General features: G+C 66.3%; 14 protein-coding genes. All 14 read right to left on the bottom strand.

Going from position 1 to position 14,067, the window contains the following annotated elements; all coding sequences use genetic code 11:
* Window positions 1-71 precede the first annotated feature (71 nt).
* The 14 genes from coaBC to GOACH_RS08140 all read right to left on the bottom strand — a co-directional run bounded on the left by coaBC (window position 72) and on the right by GOACH_RS08140 (window position 14,058).
* Window positions 72-1,316: a bifunctional phosphopantothenoylcysteine decarboxylase/phosphopantothenate--cysteine ligase CoaBC gene (coaBC, locus tag GOACH_RS08205; protein WP_005173243.1), complete on the bottom strand. Its 1,245-nt coding sequence runs from the start codon at window positions 1,314-1,316 to the stop codon at window positions 72-74.
* 11 nt (window positions 1,317-1,327) lie between these two features.
* The gene (gene rpoZ / locus GOACH_RS08200; RefSeq protein WP_005173238.1) at window positions 1,328-1,627 is read right to left on the bottom strand and encodes a DNA-directed RNA polymerase subunit omega; all 300 of its coding nucleotides are present in this window, start codon (window positions 1,625-1,627) and stop codon (window positions 1,328-1,330) included.
* Window positions 1,624-2,226, bottom strand: coding sequence for a guanylate kinase (gene gmk / locus GOACH_RS08195; RefSeq protein ID WP_040518123.1), 603 nt, complete (start codon window positions 2,224-2,226; stop codon window positions 1,624-1,626). Before gmk ends, rpoZ begins: the two co-directional genes overlap by 4 nt.
* Window positions 2,223-2,537: an integration host factor, actinobacterial type gene (gene mihF / locus GOACH_RS08190; protein WP_005173231.1), complete on the bottom strand. Its 315-nt coding sequence runs from the start codon at window positions 2,535-2,537 to the stop codon at window positions 2,223-2,225. The genes gmk and mihF overlap by 4 nt, the downstream gene beginning before the upstream one ends.
* Window positions 2,538-3,008: 471 nt before the next feature.
* A complete protein-coding gene (gene pyrF / locus GOACH_RS08185; RefSeq protein WP_005173229.1) occupies window positions 3,009-3,848 on the bottom strand; it encodes an orotidine-5'-phosphate decarboxylase in 840 nt (279 codons plus the stop codon).
* Between the two features lie 2 nt (window positions 3,849-3,850).
* Window positions 3,851-7,186, bottom strand: a complete 3,336-nt coding sequence (gene carB / locus GOACH_RS08180) for a carbamoyl-phosphate synthase large subunit (RefSeq protein ID WP_005173226.1) — start codon at window positions 7,184-7,186, stop codon at window positions 3,851-3,853.
* On the bottom strand, window positions 7,186-8,355 hold the full coding sequence (carA, locus tag GOACH_RS08175; protein ID WP_005173223.1) for a glutamine-hydrolyzing carbamoyl-phosphate synthase small subunit: 1,170 nt from the start codon (window positions 8,353-8,355) through the stop codon (window positions 7,186-7,188). The genes carB and carA overlap by 1 nt, the downstream gene beginning before the upstream one ends.
* On the bottom strand, window positions 8,352-8,873 hold the full coding sequence (locus tag GOACH_RS08170) for a PH-like domain-containing protein (RefSeq protein WP_005173222.1): 522 nt from the start codon (window positions 8,871-8,873) through the stop codon (window positions 8,352-8,354). Before GOACH_RS08170 ends, carA begins: the two co-directional genes overlap by 4 nt.
* Entirely contained in the window at window positions 8,870-10,201 is a 1,332-nt protein-coding gene (locus GOACH_RS08165; protein WP_005173221.1) for a dihydroorotase, read from the bottom strand. The genes GOACH_RS08170 and GOACH_RS08165 overlap by 4 nt, the downstream gene beginning before the upstream one ends.
* Window positions 10,198-11,169 carry an aspartate carbamoyltransferase catalytic subunit gene (locus GOACH_RS08160; protein WP_005173220.1) on the bottom strand — a complete coding sequence of 324 codons (972 nt, stop codon included), beginning with the start codon at window positions 11,167-11,169 and terminating at the stop codon, window positions 10,198-10,200. Before GOACH_RS08160 ends, GOACH_RS08165 begins: the two co-directional genes overlap by 4 nt.
* On the bottom strand, window positions 11,169-11,741 hold the full coding sequence (gene pyrR / locus GOACH_RS08155; protein ID WP_005173217.1) for a bifunctional pyr operon transcriptional regulator/uracil phosphoribosyltransferase PyrR: 573 nt from the start codon (window positions 11,739-11,741) through the stop codon (window positions 11,169-11,171). The genes GOACH_RS08160 and pyrR overlap by 1 nt, the downstream gene beginning before the upstream one ends.
* A 63-nt stretch (window positions 11,742-11,804) precedes the next feature.
* On the bottom strand, window positions 11,805-12,284 hold the full coding sequence (gene nusB, locus GOACH_RS08150) for a transcription antitermination factor NusB (RefSeq protein ID WP_005173214.1): 480 nt from the start codon (window positions 12,282-12,284) through the stop codon (window positions 11,805-11,807).
* A 30-nt stretch (window positions 12,285-12,314) separates the two neighbouring features.
* The gene (gene efp / locus GOACH_RS08145) at window positions 12,315-12,878 is read right to left on the bottom strand and encodes an elongation factor P (RefSeq protein WP_005173212.1); all 564 of its coding nucleotides are present in this window, start codon (window positions 12,876-12,878) and stop codon (window positions 12,315-12,317) included.
* 64 nt (window positions 12,879-12,942) lie between these two features.
* Entirely contained in the window at window positions 12,943-14,058 is a 1,116-nt protein-coding gene (locus GOACH_RS08140) for an aminopeptidase P family protein (protein ID WP_005173207.1), read from the bottom strand.
* Between the last annotated feature and the right edge of the window lie 9 nt (window positions 14,059-14,067).

Raw genomic sequence — 14,067 nt, 5'->3', positions numbered from 1 at the left:
CGTTGGTGGTCTCGTGGCTTTCAAAACTACACACCCGACCCGACATCCGACCGATGAGGTCGGGCGCGCACCTAATCAGGCAGCAATGCGCGGACTTCGTCAAGTATTCGGCTCGCCATAAGGGTTTTCGAGCCGAACGGAAGCGACGTCTCACTGCCGTTGGCCGACAACAGCCAGCCGGTGTTGTCCTCGGTACCGAACGCCTTGCCGTCGCCAACTGCGTTCACCACGAGCAGATCGCATCCCTTGCGTCGCAGCTTCGCCCTTCCGTGGTCGAGTACGCCGCCCTGCTCGTCGCCGGTCTCGGCAGCGAAACCGACGATCACCACATCGGACGGGATGGTCCCGGACTCCCTCGACTCGACCAAGCCCCGCAGGATGTCCGGATTGGTTGTCAGCGCGATGGGAGCCGGACCGTCGTCGTTCTTCTTGATCTTGGTGTCGTTGACACTGATCGGGCGGAAATCGGCGACCGCCGCGGCCATGATCACGGCGTCGGCGCCGGCGGCTCGTGTCGTCATCTCGTCGGCGAGTTCCCGCGCGTCCTCGATGTGGACGACCTCGACTCCTGCCGGCTCCCCTGCCTCGTTGGTCGATCCGGCGACGACGGTGACGTGCGCACCTCGCTGTGCCGCGGCGCGGGCCAGCGCGAAACCCTGCTTGCCCGAACTGCGGTTACCGAGATAGCGCACGGGATCGAGTGGTTCGCGGGTGCCGCCCGCGCTGATCACGATGCGCATTCCGGCCAAGTCATACGGTAGGGCGTCTGCCCGATCGAGTAGCAGCTCACCGAGCAGCGCGATCTCTTGTGGTTCGGGCAGCCGCCCCGCGCCGGTGTCGCGGCCTGTCAACCGCCCGGATGCCGGTGTCACGACGGTTGCGCCGCGCTCGCGAAGAGTGGCCACGTTCGCCTGTGTGGCGGCGTGCTCCCACATCTCGGTATGCATGGCAGGCACGAACATCACGGGACAGGTGGCTGTCAGCAACGAGGCGGTGAGAAGATCGTCTGCCCTGCCCGTCACTGCGCGGGCCATGAGGTCGGCGGTGGCAGGCGCCACGATGACCAGATCTGCTCCCTGTCCCAGCCGGACGTGCGGCACCTCGTCGACGTGCTCGAAAACCTCGGTCGAGACCGGGTGACCCGAGAGCGCCTCGAAGGTGGCAGCACCGACGAACTCGAGCGCCGCGCGGGTGGGGATGACCCGCACCTCATGCCCGGCCTCGGTGAAGTGCCGGATGACCGAGCACACCTTGTACGCCGCGATACCGCCGCCGACACCGACCAGAATGCGCCGACTGGCGCCCGGAGTGGTCATCTCCAGTGGAGTTACTCGCCCTCGGTGTGCTGGAGCAGATCCGAGTGGATCTCTCGCATGGCGATCGACAGCGGCTTCTCCTGCATACCCGGCTCGACCAGCGGGCCGACGTACTCGAGGATGCCGTCGCCGAGCTGGTTGTAGTAGTCGTTGATCTGACGCGCACGCTTGGCCGCGTAGATGACGAGCGCGTACTTCGACGACGCGCGCTCGAGGAGATCGTCGATCGGAGGATTGGTGATACCCAGCGGGGTGTCGTACGACGGGGCGTCGACGATCTCGGGGGTGTCGAAAGTGGTCTGCGTGCTCACGCGAACTCCTGCTTTGTATTGTCGGATCCAACCAACAAGGATACCAATTGGCGGGCCGTCGAGTCGACTTCGGAGTTGACCACCACGTGGTCGAACTCTCCTTGTGCGTCCATTTCGGTTCTGGCCGTGTCGAGTCGACGCTGGGCCGCCTCGGGTGTTTCGGTGCCGCGACCTGCAAGTCGTTCGACGAGATCGTCCCAACTCGGCGGCGCGAGGAAAACCGTGACGGCTTCGGGGAGTCGGCGCACCGCGTTGCGGGCACCGGCCAGGTCGACCTCCAACAGTACCGGCTGTCCGGTCGCCAGCGCGTCCTCGACGGGTGCCGCGGGCGTGCCGGATCGCTGGAGACCGCCGTGGATCTCGGCCCACTCGAGGAACTCGTCGTCTGCGATCATCCGGTCGAACTCGGTATCGGACACGAAGTAGTAGTCGCGACCGTCGAGCTCACCGGGTCGTGGTGCCCGGGTCGTGGCGGACACGCTGAAGAACAGGGTGGGCACGAGTTCGCGGACACGCCTCACGACGGTCGACTTACCCACGGCCGAGGGGCCGACCAGGACAACCAGTCGACCCCTCGTGTGTGTGTTCTGCCCGCTCAGGACGGGAACTTCTCGAGCAGCGCCTTGCGCTGACGATCGCCGAGGCCGCGCAGGCGGCGCGTCGGGGCGATCTCGAGTTCGGTCATGATCTCCTGCGCCTTGACCTTGCCGACCTTCGGCAGTGCCTCGAGCAGTGCCGAGACCTTCATCTTGCCGAGGATCTCGTCGGTCTCGGCATCCTTGAGCACCTGGGAGAGATCGGTGCCACCGCGCTTGAGACGCTCTTTGAGCTCGGCGCGTACTCGGCGAGCGGCAGCTGCCTTCTCCAACGCAGCGGCGCGCTGCTCGTCTGTCAACTGGGGAAGCGCCACGGGTTCCTCCGTCTTTCGTTCTCGAACTGACTACACCAGCGCCCGGGGCAGGCGTCTGGTGGCGTATGGCCGCGGATCTCGAACACTCACATCGCCCTACCCGGGCGCCATGACGTCGAATGACTGCAGCGAAAGCGACCGTACCCATCTGAACAGGCATTTGCGAGAGGCACCCCCGCGTTTCCGGTCGGCCTCGGTGATGTAGGGGGTGTGAGAATCCCCTGCTCACCGATGACGTGGCAGAGCCTACGCGTCGCATCCGACACGTTCTCAATCACCAGAAAGATGCAGGTCACAGAGCTTCGCCGGACCCGAGCCCCATGCCGGCGTCGACAAGCCGTCGACGGAAGCGGGGCGACGGCTGAGACTGCTGTGACTGCAGTTGCGACGGATAAACTCGACGAATTGTCACGCGCGTCGAGCGTGTCGCGGTGGCGGCGAGGCGGCGACCCGTCCGACACAGGACCCCATTCAGCCCAGAGCCGCCTCGACCTCGTCGCGAGCGGTCGCAAATGACGCCCGCACCGCCTGTGGATCCGGCCCTGCACGCAGAATTCCTCGCGAACTCGCGGGGAGTACCCAGGCGGGATCGGCCCCGTCGAACACCTCGGGCAGATCCCGGGCGGTCGCACCCTGGGCACCGAGACCGGGGGCCAGGATCGGCCCGCCCAGACCCTCCAGATCGAGGCCGTGGGAGCGGGTGGCGCCCACGACAAGGCCGACCGTCGCGGAGCCATCAGCGTTGCTCGCAGAGGCCTCGTCGACGATGAGCTGACCCACGCTGCGCTCCCCCGTGCCGGCGAGTTGCACCGCTCCGCCCTCCGGATTCGACGTCCGCGCGAGGACGAACACACCTCGCCCACTGCTGCGGGCGGCGTCGACCGCGGGAGACAGCGAACCGAACCCGAGGTAGGGCGAGACGGTGACCGCGTCGGAGCACAGCGGTGACCGTCCGTCGAGCCAGGCGTGTGCGTAGGCGTCCATCGTCGAGCCGATGTCGCCTCGCTTCGCGTCGGCGAGCACCAGGGCTCCTGCCTCTCGACAACCGTCTATGACCGCCTCCAGGACTGCGTAACCCGCGGACCCGAAGGCCTCGAAGAACGCGACCTGCGGTTTGATCACAGCGGCAACCGGCCCGAGGGCCTCGACGCAGATGTCCGCGAACTGGCGCAGACCCGTCGCGTCGACGGGTAACCCCCACTGCTCGAGAAGCGCGACGTGAGGATCGATGCCTGCGCACAGCCGCCCACGCTCGGCAACGGCGGAACGATACGGAATCGCGAAACCTGTTGTATCCGAGCGTGTCACCATCGTCACCCCTCGTTGACCAGCGCTGCGTGTCGACGCTGAAGTGACTCGACTTCCATCTGGCCGCGCAGCGCAGCTTCGATTCCCTGGACCGCCGCACTCGCCCCCTGCACCGTGGTGATGCACGGAATGCCTGCCGTCACCGCGGCGCTACGGATCTCGTAGCCGTCGACGCGAGGACCCGATTGGCCGTACGGCGTGTTGATCACCATCGCGACCTCGCCGGCCAGGATCGCGTCGACGATCGTGCGATCGCCCGGCTGCGCCTCGAAGTGCTTGGGCACCGTCGTGGCGACGATCCCGTTGCGGCGCAACACCTCCGCGGTGCCCTCTGTCGCCAGGATCGTGAATCCCAGGTCGGCGAGATGCTTCACCGGGAACAGCAGCGACCGCTTGTCCTTGTTGGCCACCGATACGAACACCGCACCCTCGGTGGGCAACGAACCGTACGCCGCGGTCTGCGACTTGGCGAACGCGCGGCCGAAGTCCGTGTCGATCCCCATCACCTCACCGGTCGACTTCATCTCCGGACTCAGCAGTGCGTCGACGCCGGTGCCGTCGAAGCGTCGGAACCGGTTGAACGGCAACACCGCTTCCTTGACGGCGATGGGTGCGTCGATGGGAGCGGTACCGCCGTCTCCGGTGGCCGGAAGCAACTCCTGCTCACGAAGCTCTGCGATGGTCTCCCCCAGCATGACCCGCGCACACGCCTTGGCCAGCGGCACCGACGTCGCCTTGGAGACGAAGGGCACGGTGCGACTCGCCCGCGGATTGGCCTCCAGAACATAGAGGATGTCGTCCTTGAGCGCGTACTGGACGTTCATCAACCCGCGTACCCCGATGCCCTTCGCCAGGGCCTCGGTCGAGCGCCGCACCATCTCCAGATCCGATCGGCCGAGCGTGACCGGCGGCAGGGCGCACGCCGAATCACCGGAGTGGATGCCCGCCTCCTCGATGTGTTCCATCACACCGCCGATGTAGACCTCGGTGCCGTCGCACAGGGCGTCGACGTCGATCTCCACCGCGTCCTCGAGGAAGCGGTCGACGAGGACCGGATGATCGGGGGTCAGTTCGGTTGCGCGCGAGATGTAGTCGGCCAGGGACGCCTCGTCGTAGACGATCTCCATGCCCCTGCCGCCGAGCACATACGACGGACGGACGAGCACCGGATACCCGATACGGGCCGCCGTCTCGCGCGCCTCGTCGAACGAGGTCGCCGTTCCGAACGCCGGTGCGGGCAGCCCGGCATCGGTGAGCACCTTGCCGAACTCACCGCGGTCCTCCGCAAGGTCGATCGCGGCCGGTGACGTTCCGACGATCGGCACACCGGCCGATTCCAGCAGATCGGCGAGGCCCAATGGTGTCTGTCCGCCGAGCTGGACGATCACGCCGGCGACGGTGCCCGACTGCGCCTCGGCGTGATAGACCTCGAGGACATCCTCGAACGTGAGCGGTTCGAAGTAGAGACGATCGGCGGTGTCGTAGTCGGTGGAGACCGTTTCGGGGTTGCAGTTGACCATCACGGTCTCGTAGCCGGCTTCCGACAACGTCAACGCTGCGTGCACACACGAATAGTCGAACTCGATGCCCTGACCGATACGGTTGGGGCCCGATCCGAGGATCAGCACCTTGGGCCGTTGCGTCTGCGGTGCGATCTCGCTGGTCGCCGAGGGATCGAGCTCGTAGGTCGAATAGTGGTACGGGGTCTTCGCCTCGAACTCCGCAGCGCAGGTGTCGACGGTCTTGTAGACGGGTCGGACGCCGAGTTCGTGCCGGTAGGCGCGCACAGCGTCCTGATCGGCGAAATCTCCACGGAGCGCCGCGATCTGACGATCGGAGAAGCCGTTGGACTTCGCATCCCGAAGCAGTTCCTCGGTCAGCTGCTCGGCGTCACGGACCTCGGTACCGAGCGCTCCGATTGCCGCGATCTCGGCGAGGAACCAGGGATCGATCGCGGTCGCCTCGTACACCTGCTCGATTGTCGCTCCCGCGTCGAACGCCAGCATCACCTTGTAGATGCGGCCGTCCTTGGGGGTGGCGATCTCGCGCAGCAGGGCATCGAGGTCGATGCTCGCCGGGTCGGGCCGGTTCGGTTCGGTCCAGAATCCCGCGGCCTTGGTCTCGAGCGACCGCATCACCTTGCCGAGCGCCTCGGCGAAGCTGCGACCGAGACTCATCGCTTCGCCGACCGACTTCATCGTCGTGGTCAGCGTGTCGTCGGCGCCGGGGAACTTCTCGAACGCGAAACGCGGAGCCTTCACCACCACGTAGTCGAGTGTCGGCTCGAAACAGGCCGGCGTCTCCTTGGTGATGTCGTTGGTGATCTCGTCGAGGCTGTAGCCGATGGCAAGTTTCGCGGCGATCTTGGCGATGGGGAAACCCGTCGCCTTCGAGGCGAGTGCCGACGAGCGGGATACGCGCGGGTTCATCTCGATCACGATGAGACGCCCGTCGCGCGGATCCTGGGCGAACTGGATATTGCATCCGCCGGTGTCGACGCCGACCTCACGCAGGATCGCGATCGAGAGGTCGCGCATCTTCTGATACTCGCGGTCGGTCAGGGTCATCGCCGGGGCGACGGTGATGGAGTCACCCGTGTGCACGCCCACCGGGTCGAGGTTCTCGATCGAACACACGACGACCACGTTGTCGCGGTTGTCGCGCATGAGCTCGAGCTCGTATTCCTTCCACCCGAGGATCGACTCCTCGATCAGCACGTTGGCCGTGGGCGACGCCGCGAGTCCCCCACCGGCGATGCGGTCCAGATCGTCGGAGTCGTAGGCCATGCCCGAGCCGAGGCCACCCATGGTGAAGGACGGTCGCACGACGACCGGATAGCCGAGTTCGGCGACGGTCTCGCGCACCTCGTCCATCGTGTGACACACGCGTGAACGCGCGCTCTCGCCACCGACCTTGGCCACGATGTCCTTGAACATCTGGCGGTCCTCGCCACGCTGGATGGCGTCGAAGTCGGCACCGATGAGCTCGATGTCGTACTTCTCGAGCGATCCCCGATCATGCAGGGCCACAGCGGTGTTCAGCGCGGTCTGACCTCCGAGGGTGGCCAGCACGGCGTCGATCGGGTGCCCGGCGTCGCGCTCGGCTTCGATCACCTTCTCGACATACTCGGCGGTGATCGGCTCGATGTACGTGGCATCGGCGAACTCCGGGTCGGTCATGATGGTCGCCGGGTTGGAGTTGACCAGGCTCACCCGGAGGCCCTCGGCCTTGAGTACCCGGCATGCCTGGGTGCCCGAGTAGTCGAACTCGCAGGCCTGTCCGATGACGATCGGGCCGGAGCCGATCACCAGGACGTGATTGATGTCGTCGCGGCGCGGCATTAGGACCTCGTTCCGTGTGCGCGATCTGCCTCCATCACGGAGACGAACCTGTCGAAGAGATATGCCGCGTCGTGCGGACCGGCCGCGGCTTCTGGGTGGTACTGGACCGAAAACGCTCGGCCGGAAAGCAATTCCACGCCCTCAACTGTTCCGTCGTTGGCGCAGACGTGACTGACGCGGGCGCGCCCGAAATCGGTGTCGAACTCCTCGCCGGCCTCGCCCTCGAGAGCGAACCCGTGGTTCTGTGCGGTGATCGACACCTTGCCCGTGGCGACGTCGAGCACCGGGATGTTGATTCCGCGGTGGCCGAACTTCATCTTGTAGGTACCGCGGCCGAATGCCCGGCCGAGTATCTGATTGCCGAAGCAGATACCGAACAGCGGGATGTCGGCGGCGAGCACCTCACGGGTCAGTGCGACGGCGTTGTCGGCGGTCGCCGGGTCGCCCGGACCGTTCGAGAGGAAAACGCCGTCGGGTTTCAGTTCGGCGATGGCAGCGAAACCGGCGTCGGCGGGCAGCACATGTACGGCGACGCCGCGTTCGGCGAGCATGCGCGGCGTGTTGGTCTTGATACCGAGGTCGACGGCGACGACCGTGAACCGCGGATCACCGCTCGGTTCGACGAGGTATCCGCGGTCGGTGCTGACCTCGCCGGCGAGGTCAGCACCCTTCATCGACGGCTGGCTGCGCACGCGCGCCAGGAGTTCGTCGTCGTCAGCAAGCGCGGCGCCGGAGAAGACGCCTGCCCGCATCGAGCCGTGATCGCGCAGCACACGCACGACGGTCCTGGTGTCGATGCCCGCGATGCCGACGATCCCCTGCCGTTCGAGTTCGTCCTCGAGCGAGGTCGTCGCGCGCCAATTGGACACGCGGCGAGTGGGATTACGCACGGCGTAGCCTGCGACCCAGATCTTGCCCGAGTCGCCGACCTCGTCCTCGCTGCCCGCGCTGCCGGTGGACTCGCCATCCTCGTCGTTCCAGCCGGTGTTGCCGATCTGCGGTGCGGTCGCCACCACGATCTGACGGTGATAACTGGGATCGGTCAATGTCTCCTGATAGCCGGTCATCGCAGTGCAGAACACCGCCTCGCCGAGAGTCTCACCCACGGCGCCGTATTCCCGGCCGCGGAACACCTGGCCGTTCTCTAGCACCAGAACCGCTGCGGTCATTGGTCTTTCCTCTGTTCTGTATCGGGCTGTGTGTCGAATGCGGCCACCCATCCCGGGTAGACGGTCTTGTCGTCCGCGCGCATTCCTGAATCGATCTCGGTTCCGCTGGGCAGTATCCAGCGGATCACCAGAAGTCCGTCGGCCGTCATCACCTTGCCCGCGAGCCCCCGCTCGGTACGAACCGCCGTGATCGCCGATCGCGGGATCCAGATGTCGCCGGCTCCCTGCCGTTCGATCAGCACACCGTCGGTATACGCCGCGATCGTCGCTGCGGCACGGTCGCCGACATCGCCGACCGCCACGCGGTTCTGCCAGCTTGGAGCAATCGTCGACCCGACGTAGAGTCCCGTGTCCGGACCGAGTATCGCATCACCGAGATGCGTTGGCGGAACGGGGAACTCGCCGATCAGATCGGCCTGACGACGCCCACGGTTGCGCCATCCGCGTAGCACGAGCGACACCAATCCGAGCCAGACCAGCACGACGACGACCACGATGATGATCTCGGTCAGGCTCACCGGGTCACCTCGCCGGCGTGGGCCGTCACCACACCGCGCAGCACCGTCGCGACAACGCTGGCCGGCATCGACATCGACTCATAGGGCGTGTTGTCGGACAGGCTCGCCAGCTCGCGCCCGTGCACCACCCATGGGGTGTTCGGGTCGACCACCGTCAGGTTCGCCGGTTCGCCGACGGCGATCGGGCGCCCCTGATCGGTGAGTCCGACGATCTCCGCCGGGCGCTCACTCATCACACGTGCTACACCGCGCCAGTCGAGCAGACCCGGATTCACCATGGTTTCCACGATGATCGGTAGCGCGGTCTGGAGCCCGAGCATCCCTGGCTTCGCCTGGGCGAATTCACAGCACTTCTCCTGCGAGGCATGCGGCGCATGATCGGTCGCCACGCAGTCCACGATTCCGTCGGCCAACGCCTGCCGCAGTGCGATCTTGTCGCGCTCCTCACGCAACGGCGGATTGACCTTGTTGATCGCGTCGTAAGTCTGCAGACGAGAGTCGTCGAGCAGAAGATGGTGCGGGGTGACCTCCGCGGTCACGTTGATTCCCTGCTCCTTGGCCCACCGCAGCAGTGCCACGGTGCCCTCGGTGGAGGCGTGACAGATGTGGACGCGTGCTCCGGCGTCCCGCGCCAGCAGGGCGTCACGCACCACGATCGACTCCTCGGCGGCGCGCGGCCAGCCGGCGAGTCCGAGGCGCGCAGCCATCGGCCCCTCGTGCGCGACGGCACCGACGGTCAGGCGAGGCTCCTCAGCGTGCTGCGCGATGAGTACACCGAGGCCCGTCGCGTATTCGAGCGCACGACGCATGAGTAGCGGGTCGGAGACGCATTTGCCGTCGTCGCTGAACATGCGGACGCCAGCGGCGCCCGACGCCATCATGCCCATCTCGGCGAGTTGCTTGCCCTCGAGCCCGACCGTGACGGCACCGACCGGATAGACGTCGACGAGACCGACTTCCCTGCCGGTGCGCCACACGTTGTCCGTAATGGTCGAGTTGTCGGCGACGGGCGCGGTGTTGGCCATCGCGAACACTGCCGTGTAGCCCCCGAGAGCCGCTGCCGCCGAACCACTTCGGATCGTCTCGGTGTCTTCGCGACCCGGCTCACGCAGGTGGGTGTGGAGGTCGACGAGGCCGGGCAACAACACCGCCCCTTCACCGTCGATCACATCGATCCCGTCGGGAGCATCGACGTCGGCACCGAGTGCGGCGATCTCACCGTCGGTGACGAGGACGTCGACCGGATCGCCCTCACCGTACGGCCGGACCGAACGAATCAACACGGACCCGTGCACCACCGATCCGACTGCTTGGCTGGCGCCGGTCACAGCGCACCTCCTGATTCCGTGCCCGCGAGGAGGCGGAACAGCACCGCCATGCGGACGTGCACACCGTTGCGGACTTGCTCGAGAATGGTCGCGCGCGGAGAGTCGGCCACCGAGTAGCCGATCTCCATTCCGCGCAGCATCGGGCCCGGATGCAGGACGATGGCGTCGTCGGAGAGCAAGCCCATCCGCCGCTCGTTGAGGCCGTACCGCACCGAGTACTCCCGGGCGGAGGGGAAGAAGCCGCCGTTCATACGCTCGGCCTGCACACGCAGCATCATCACGGCGTCGGCCGCGGGGAGTTCTGCGTCGAGGTTGCCGGATGTCTGCACCGGCCACTGCTCCACTCCCACCGGCAGCAACGTCGGCGGAGCCACCAGTACAACGTCCGCGCCGAGCGTCGAGAGCAGATGCGCGTTCGACCGTGCGACACGTGAGTGGAGAACGTCGCCGACAATCGCGATCCGACGCCCCTCGATGGCGCCGAGACGCTGGCGCAGGGTGAGAGCGTCGAGCAACGCCTGCGTCGGATGCTCGTGGGTGCCGTCTCCGGCATTGATCACCGCGGGTCCCGTGCCCTCGGCATCGGGGCCGTCGGGTCCGAATCCGCCCGTCGTCCATGCGGCGATCTGGTGGGCTGCGCCCGATGCGGGGTGGCGCACGATCAGCGCGTCGGCGCCTGCGGCACGCAGCGTCTTCGCGGTGTCGCGCAGCGACTCGCCCTTGTTGACCGATGAACTCGATGCACTCACATTGATGACGTCTGCACTCATCCATTTGCCCGCGACCTCGAACGACACCCGTGTGCGGGTGGAGTTCTCGTAGAACACGGTCATGACGGTGCGGCCCCGCAGTGTGGGCAGTTTACGGATCTCCCGGCCGGTCAGCGCCTGTTCGAAGCGCTCGGCCTCGTCGAGCAGGTCGGTGGCGTCGTCGCGGGTCAGGTCGGAGGTCGAGAGCAGATGGCGCATCACTGATCAGCCTGCTCGTCGCCCGACCCCTTCGGGCCGAGCACGACCTCGTCGACACCGTCGTGCTCGGTCAGGTGGACGGAGACAACCTCGTCACGAGAGGTGGGGATGTTCTTTCCGACATAGTCGGCACGCAGTGGAAGTTCGCGATGACCACGGTCGACGAGGACCGCCAGTTGTACCGCAGCCGGACGACCGAGGTCCCGGAGGGCATCGAGCGCGGCGCGCACCGTCCGTCCCGAATAGAGCACGTCGTCGACGAGTACAACGACCGCGTTGTCGACGCCGCCGGACGGCACCATGGTTCGCTCAAGGGGGCGATGCGGTTTGGCGCGGAGGTCGTCGCGGTAGAGCGTGATGTCGAGGTAGCCGACAGGAACGGCGACACCGGAGAACTCGTTGATCTTCGCGGCCAGCCGATCGGCGAGAGTCGTTCCGCGGGTGGGGATTCCGATGATGACCACACGGGGAGAGTCGGGTGCGTCCAGTGCCGTCTTCTCGATGACCTGGTGCGCGACGCGCGCGATGGTGCGGGACACGTCCGCGGCGTCGAGCAGTACACGTTCGCCCATATATGGACCTCCTTCTCCGCCTCACGGGACGGATCGTTAAAGGATGTCTGCCACCGCAATACTTTACACGTCGGTAGCGCGACCACCCGAATCGGAGCCCGCGGCCTGCGCGGCCCGCACCTGCGGTGCGAGTTCGGCGATCTTCGCGAGCACGCCGTTGACGAATGCCGGCGAGTCGTCGGTCGACAGTTCTTTCGCCAGTTCGACCGCCTCGTCGACGATGACGATGGGATCGACGTCGGTGGAGTTGAACAGCTCCCATGTCGCGAGACGGAGGATCGCTCGGTCGACGGCGGGCAGCCGTTCCAGCGTCCATCCCTTCAGATGCGACGAGACGACGGAATCAACCTGCGACTGGTCGGCGGCGAGTCCCTCGATGACCGTCGCGGTGTAGTCGTGGATCTCGCCGACGCTCTCGTCGTCGCGCACGAATTCGCGCCGTTCGGCGACGAGCTGCGCGGGGCTGACCTGCTTGGCTTCAGCCTCGAACAACAGGTCCACCGCGCGGCGGCGGGCCTTGTGCCGGGTTCCGGGTTGCTTCACTGATCTACCTTCGCTGACAGAGCCGGGCGGTCAGCTGTTGACGCGGCCGAGGTAGCTGCCGTCGCGCGAATCGACCTTCAGCTTGTCGCCGGTGTTGATGAACAGCGGCACCTGAATCTCGGTGCCGGTCTCGACCGTTGCGGGCTTGGTGCCGCCGGTCGACCGATCACCCTGCAGACCCGGGTCGGTGTGCGTGACCACGAGCTCGACGGTGACCGGGAGCTCAACGAAGAGCGGCTGACCCTCGTTGAGCGAGACCTGGACGGTCATGTTCTCGAGCAGGAAGCGTGCGCCGTCGCCGACGGTCTCCGGCGCGATCGGGTACTGCTCGTAGTCCTGCGCGTCCATGAAGACGTAGTCGGTGCCGTCGTTGTACAGGAACTGCATGTCGCGACGATCGACGGTCGCGGTCTCGACCTTCACTCCCGCGTTGAACGTCTTGTCGACCGTCTTACCGCTGAGCACGTTCTTGATCTTCGTACGCACGAACGCGGGTCCCTTGCCGGGCTTGACGTGCTGGAACTCCAGAATCTGCCAAAGCTGATCGTCCATGCGGAGTACGAGACCGTTCTTGAAATCGGCGGTGGTCGCCATGAATCAGTTCCTCAATCTTCTACGTCGGTGTGTGCGTCTGTTGCGCGTCGGGCAGCGCGAGCCGTCAGATGACGGTGAAGGTCTTGTCGGTGGTGGTCAGCAGGTCGGGCTCGCCGTCTGTGACGATGAGCGTGTCCTCGATCCGGACGCCACCTCTTCCGGGGAGGTAGACACCGGGCTCCACAGTCACCGCTGCGCCGGAAGGTAGTGTACCCGTCGCGAGTTTTCCTATTCCCGGTGCTTCGTGGATATCGAGTCCGACACCGTGGCCGAGTCCGTGCACGTACTGCTCCCCGTATCCCGCGTTCTCGATCACCGACCGCGCCGCGGCGTCGATGCCTCGGAGATCGGCGCCGGGCGCCAACGCCGCCCGTCCAGCCGCCTGAGCCCGCTCCACCAGGTCGTATATCTCGCGTTGCCAGTCCGCGGCCCGGGTCAGAACGTAGGTACGGGTCATATCGGAGTGGTAGCCGGACGCGACGGCCCCGAAGTCGATCTTGACGAAATCGCCGTCCGCGAGAACCGCAGAGGTGGGCCGATGGTGCGGGATGGCCGAGTTGGGGCCCGCCGCAACGATCGTCTCGAAGGAGATCTCGTCTGCGCCATGCCGGAACATCGCGTTCTCGAGGGCACGTGCCACGTCGCGTTCAGTAGCGCCCGCACGGATCACGCCGTCGGAGATGATCTCCGCGAGCGCGGCGTCGCCGATCGCACACGCGCGCCGAAGCAGTTCGACCTCGGCATCGTCTTTCACCTCACGCAACTCCGCGACCAGACCGGTCCGCCCGAGGAGCTGCCGCCCTTGGGCCGCACCTCCCGTGAGCTGTGCGTGCTCGGCAACCGTCAGGACGTCGGACTCGAAGCCGATGCGCGACGCCCCCGCGGCGACGGCCGCACCGACGAGTTCCTCGGTGCACGCGCGCGCGATGACGGCGACGAGACCGCCCGACTGCTCCGCGATCTGCGTGGTGTATCTGCCATCGGTACAGATGCGGTCGCCGTCGCTGCCGGCGGCCGAGATCAGCAGTGCGGCGTTGGATCCCGTGAAACCGCTCAGGTAGCGGATGTTGGTCAGATCGGAGACCACGAAGACGTCGAGCGGCTCGGGTCCCGTCGAGATCAACGTGCGACACCGTTCGCGACGACGCGCGAACTCATCGGACAGCGGCTGAGAAAGCATGACTGCCAC

Origin of the sequence: Gordonia aichiensis NBRC 108223 (assembly GCF_000332975.1) — a bacterium.
In the GTDB taxonomy this organism is placed as follows: Bacteria; Actinomycetota; Actinomycetes; order Mycobacteriales; family Mycobacteriaceae; genus Gordonia; species Gordonia aichiensis.
This window is presented reverse-complemented; position numbering and strand designations above follow the sequence as displayed.

Bases quoted from the DNA above. Each gene is read 5' to 3' on its own strand.
- coaBC (WP_005173243.1), bottom strand. From the start codon at position 1,316: ATGACCACTCCGGGCGCCAGTCGGCGCATTCTGGTCGGTGTCGGCGGC.
- pyrF (WP_005173229.1), bottom strand. From the start codon at position 3,848: ATGGTGACACGCTCGGATACAACAGGTTTCGCGATTCCGTATCGTTCC.
- carB (WP_005173226.1), bottom strand. From the start codon at position 7,186: ATGCCGCGCCGCGACGACATCAATCACGTCCTGGTGATCGGCTCCGGC.
- carA (WP_005173223.1), bottom strand. From the start codon at position 8,355: ATGACCGCAGCGGTTCTGGTGCTAGAGAACGGCCAGGTGTTCCGCGGC.
- GOACH_RS08160 (WP_005173220.1), bottom strand. From the start codon at position 11,169: ATGCGCCATCTGCTCTCGACCTCCGACCTGACCCGCGACGACGCCACC.
- pyrR (WP_005173217.1), bottom strand. From the start codon at position 11,741: ATGGGCGAACGTGTACTGCTCGACGCCGCGGACGTGTCCCGCACCATC.
- efp (WP_005173212.1), bottom strand. From the start codon at position 12,878: ATGGCGACCACCGCCGATTTCAAGAACGGTCTCGTACTCCGCATGGAC.
- GOACH_RS08140 (WP_005173207.1), bottom strand. From the start codon at position 14,058: ATGCTTTCTCAGCCGCTGTCCGATGAGTTCGCGCGTCGTCGCGAACGG.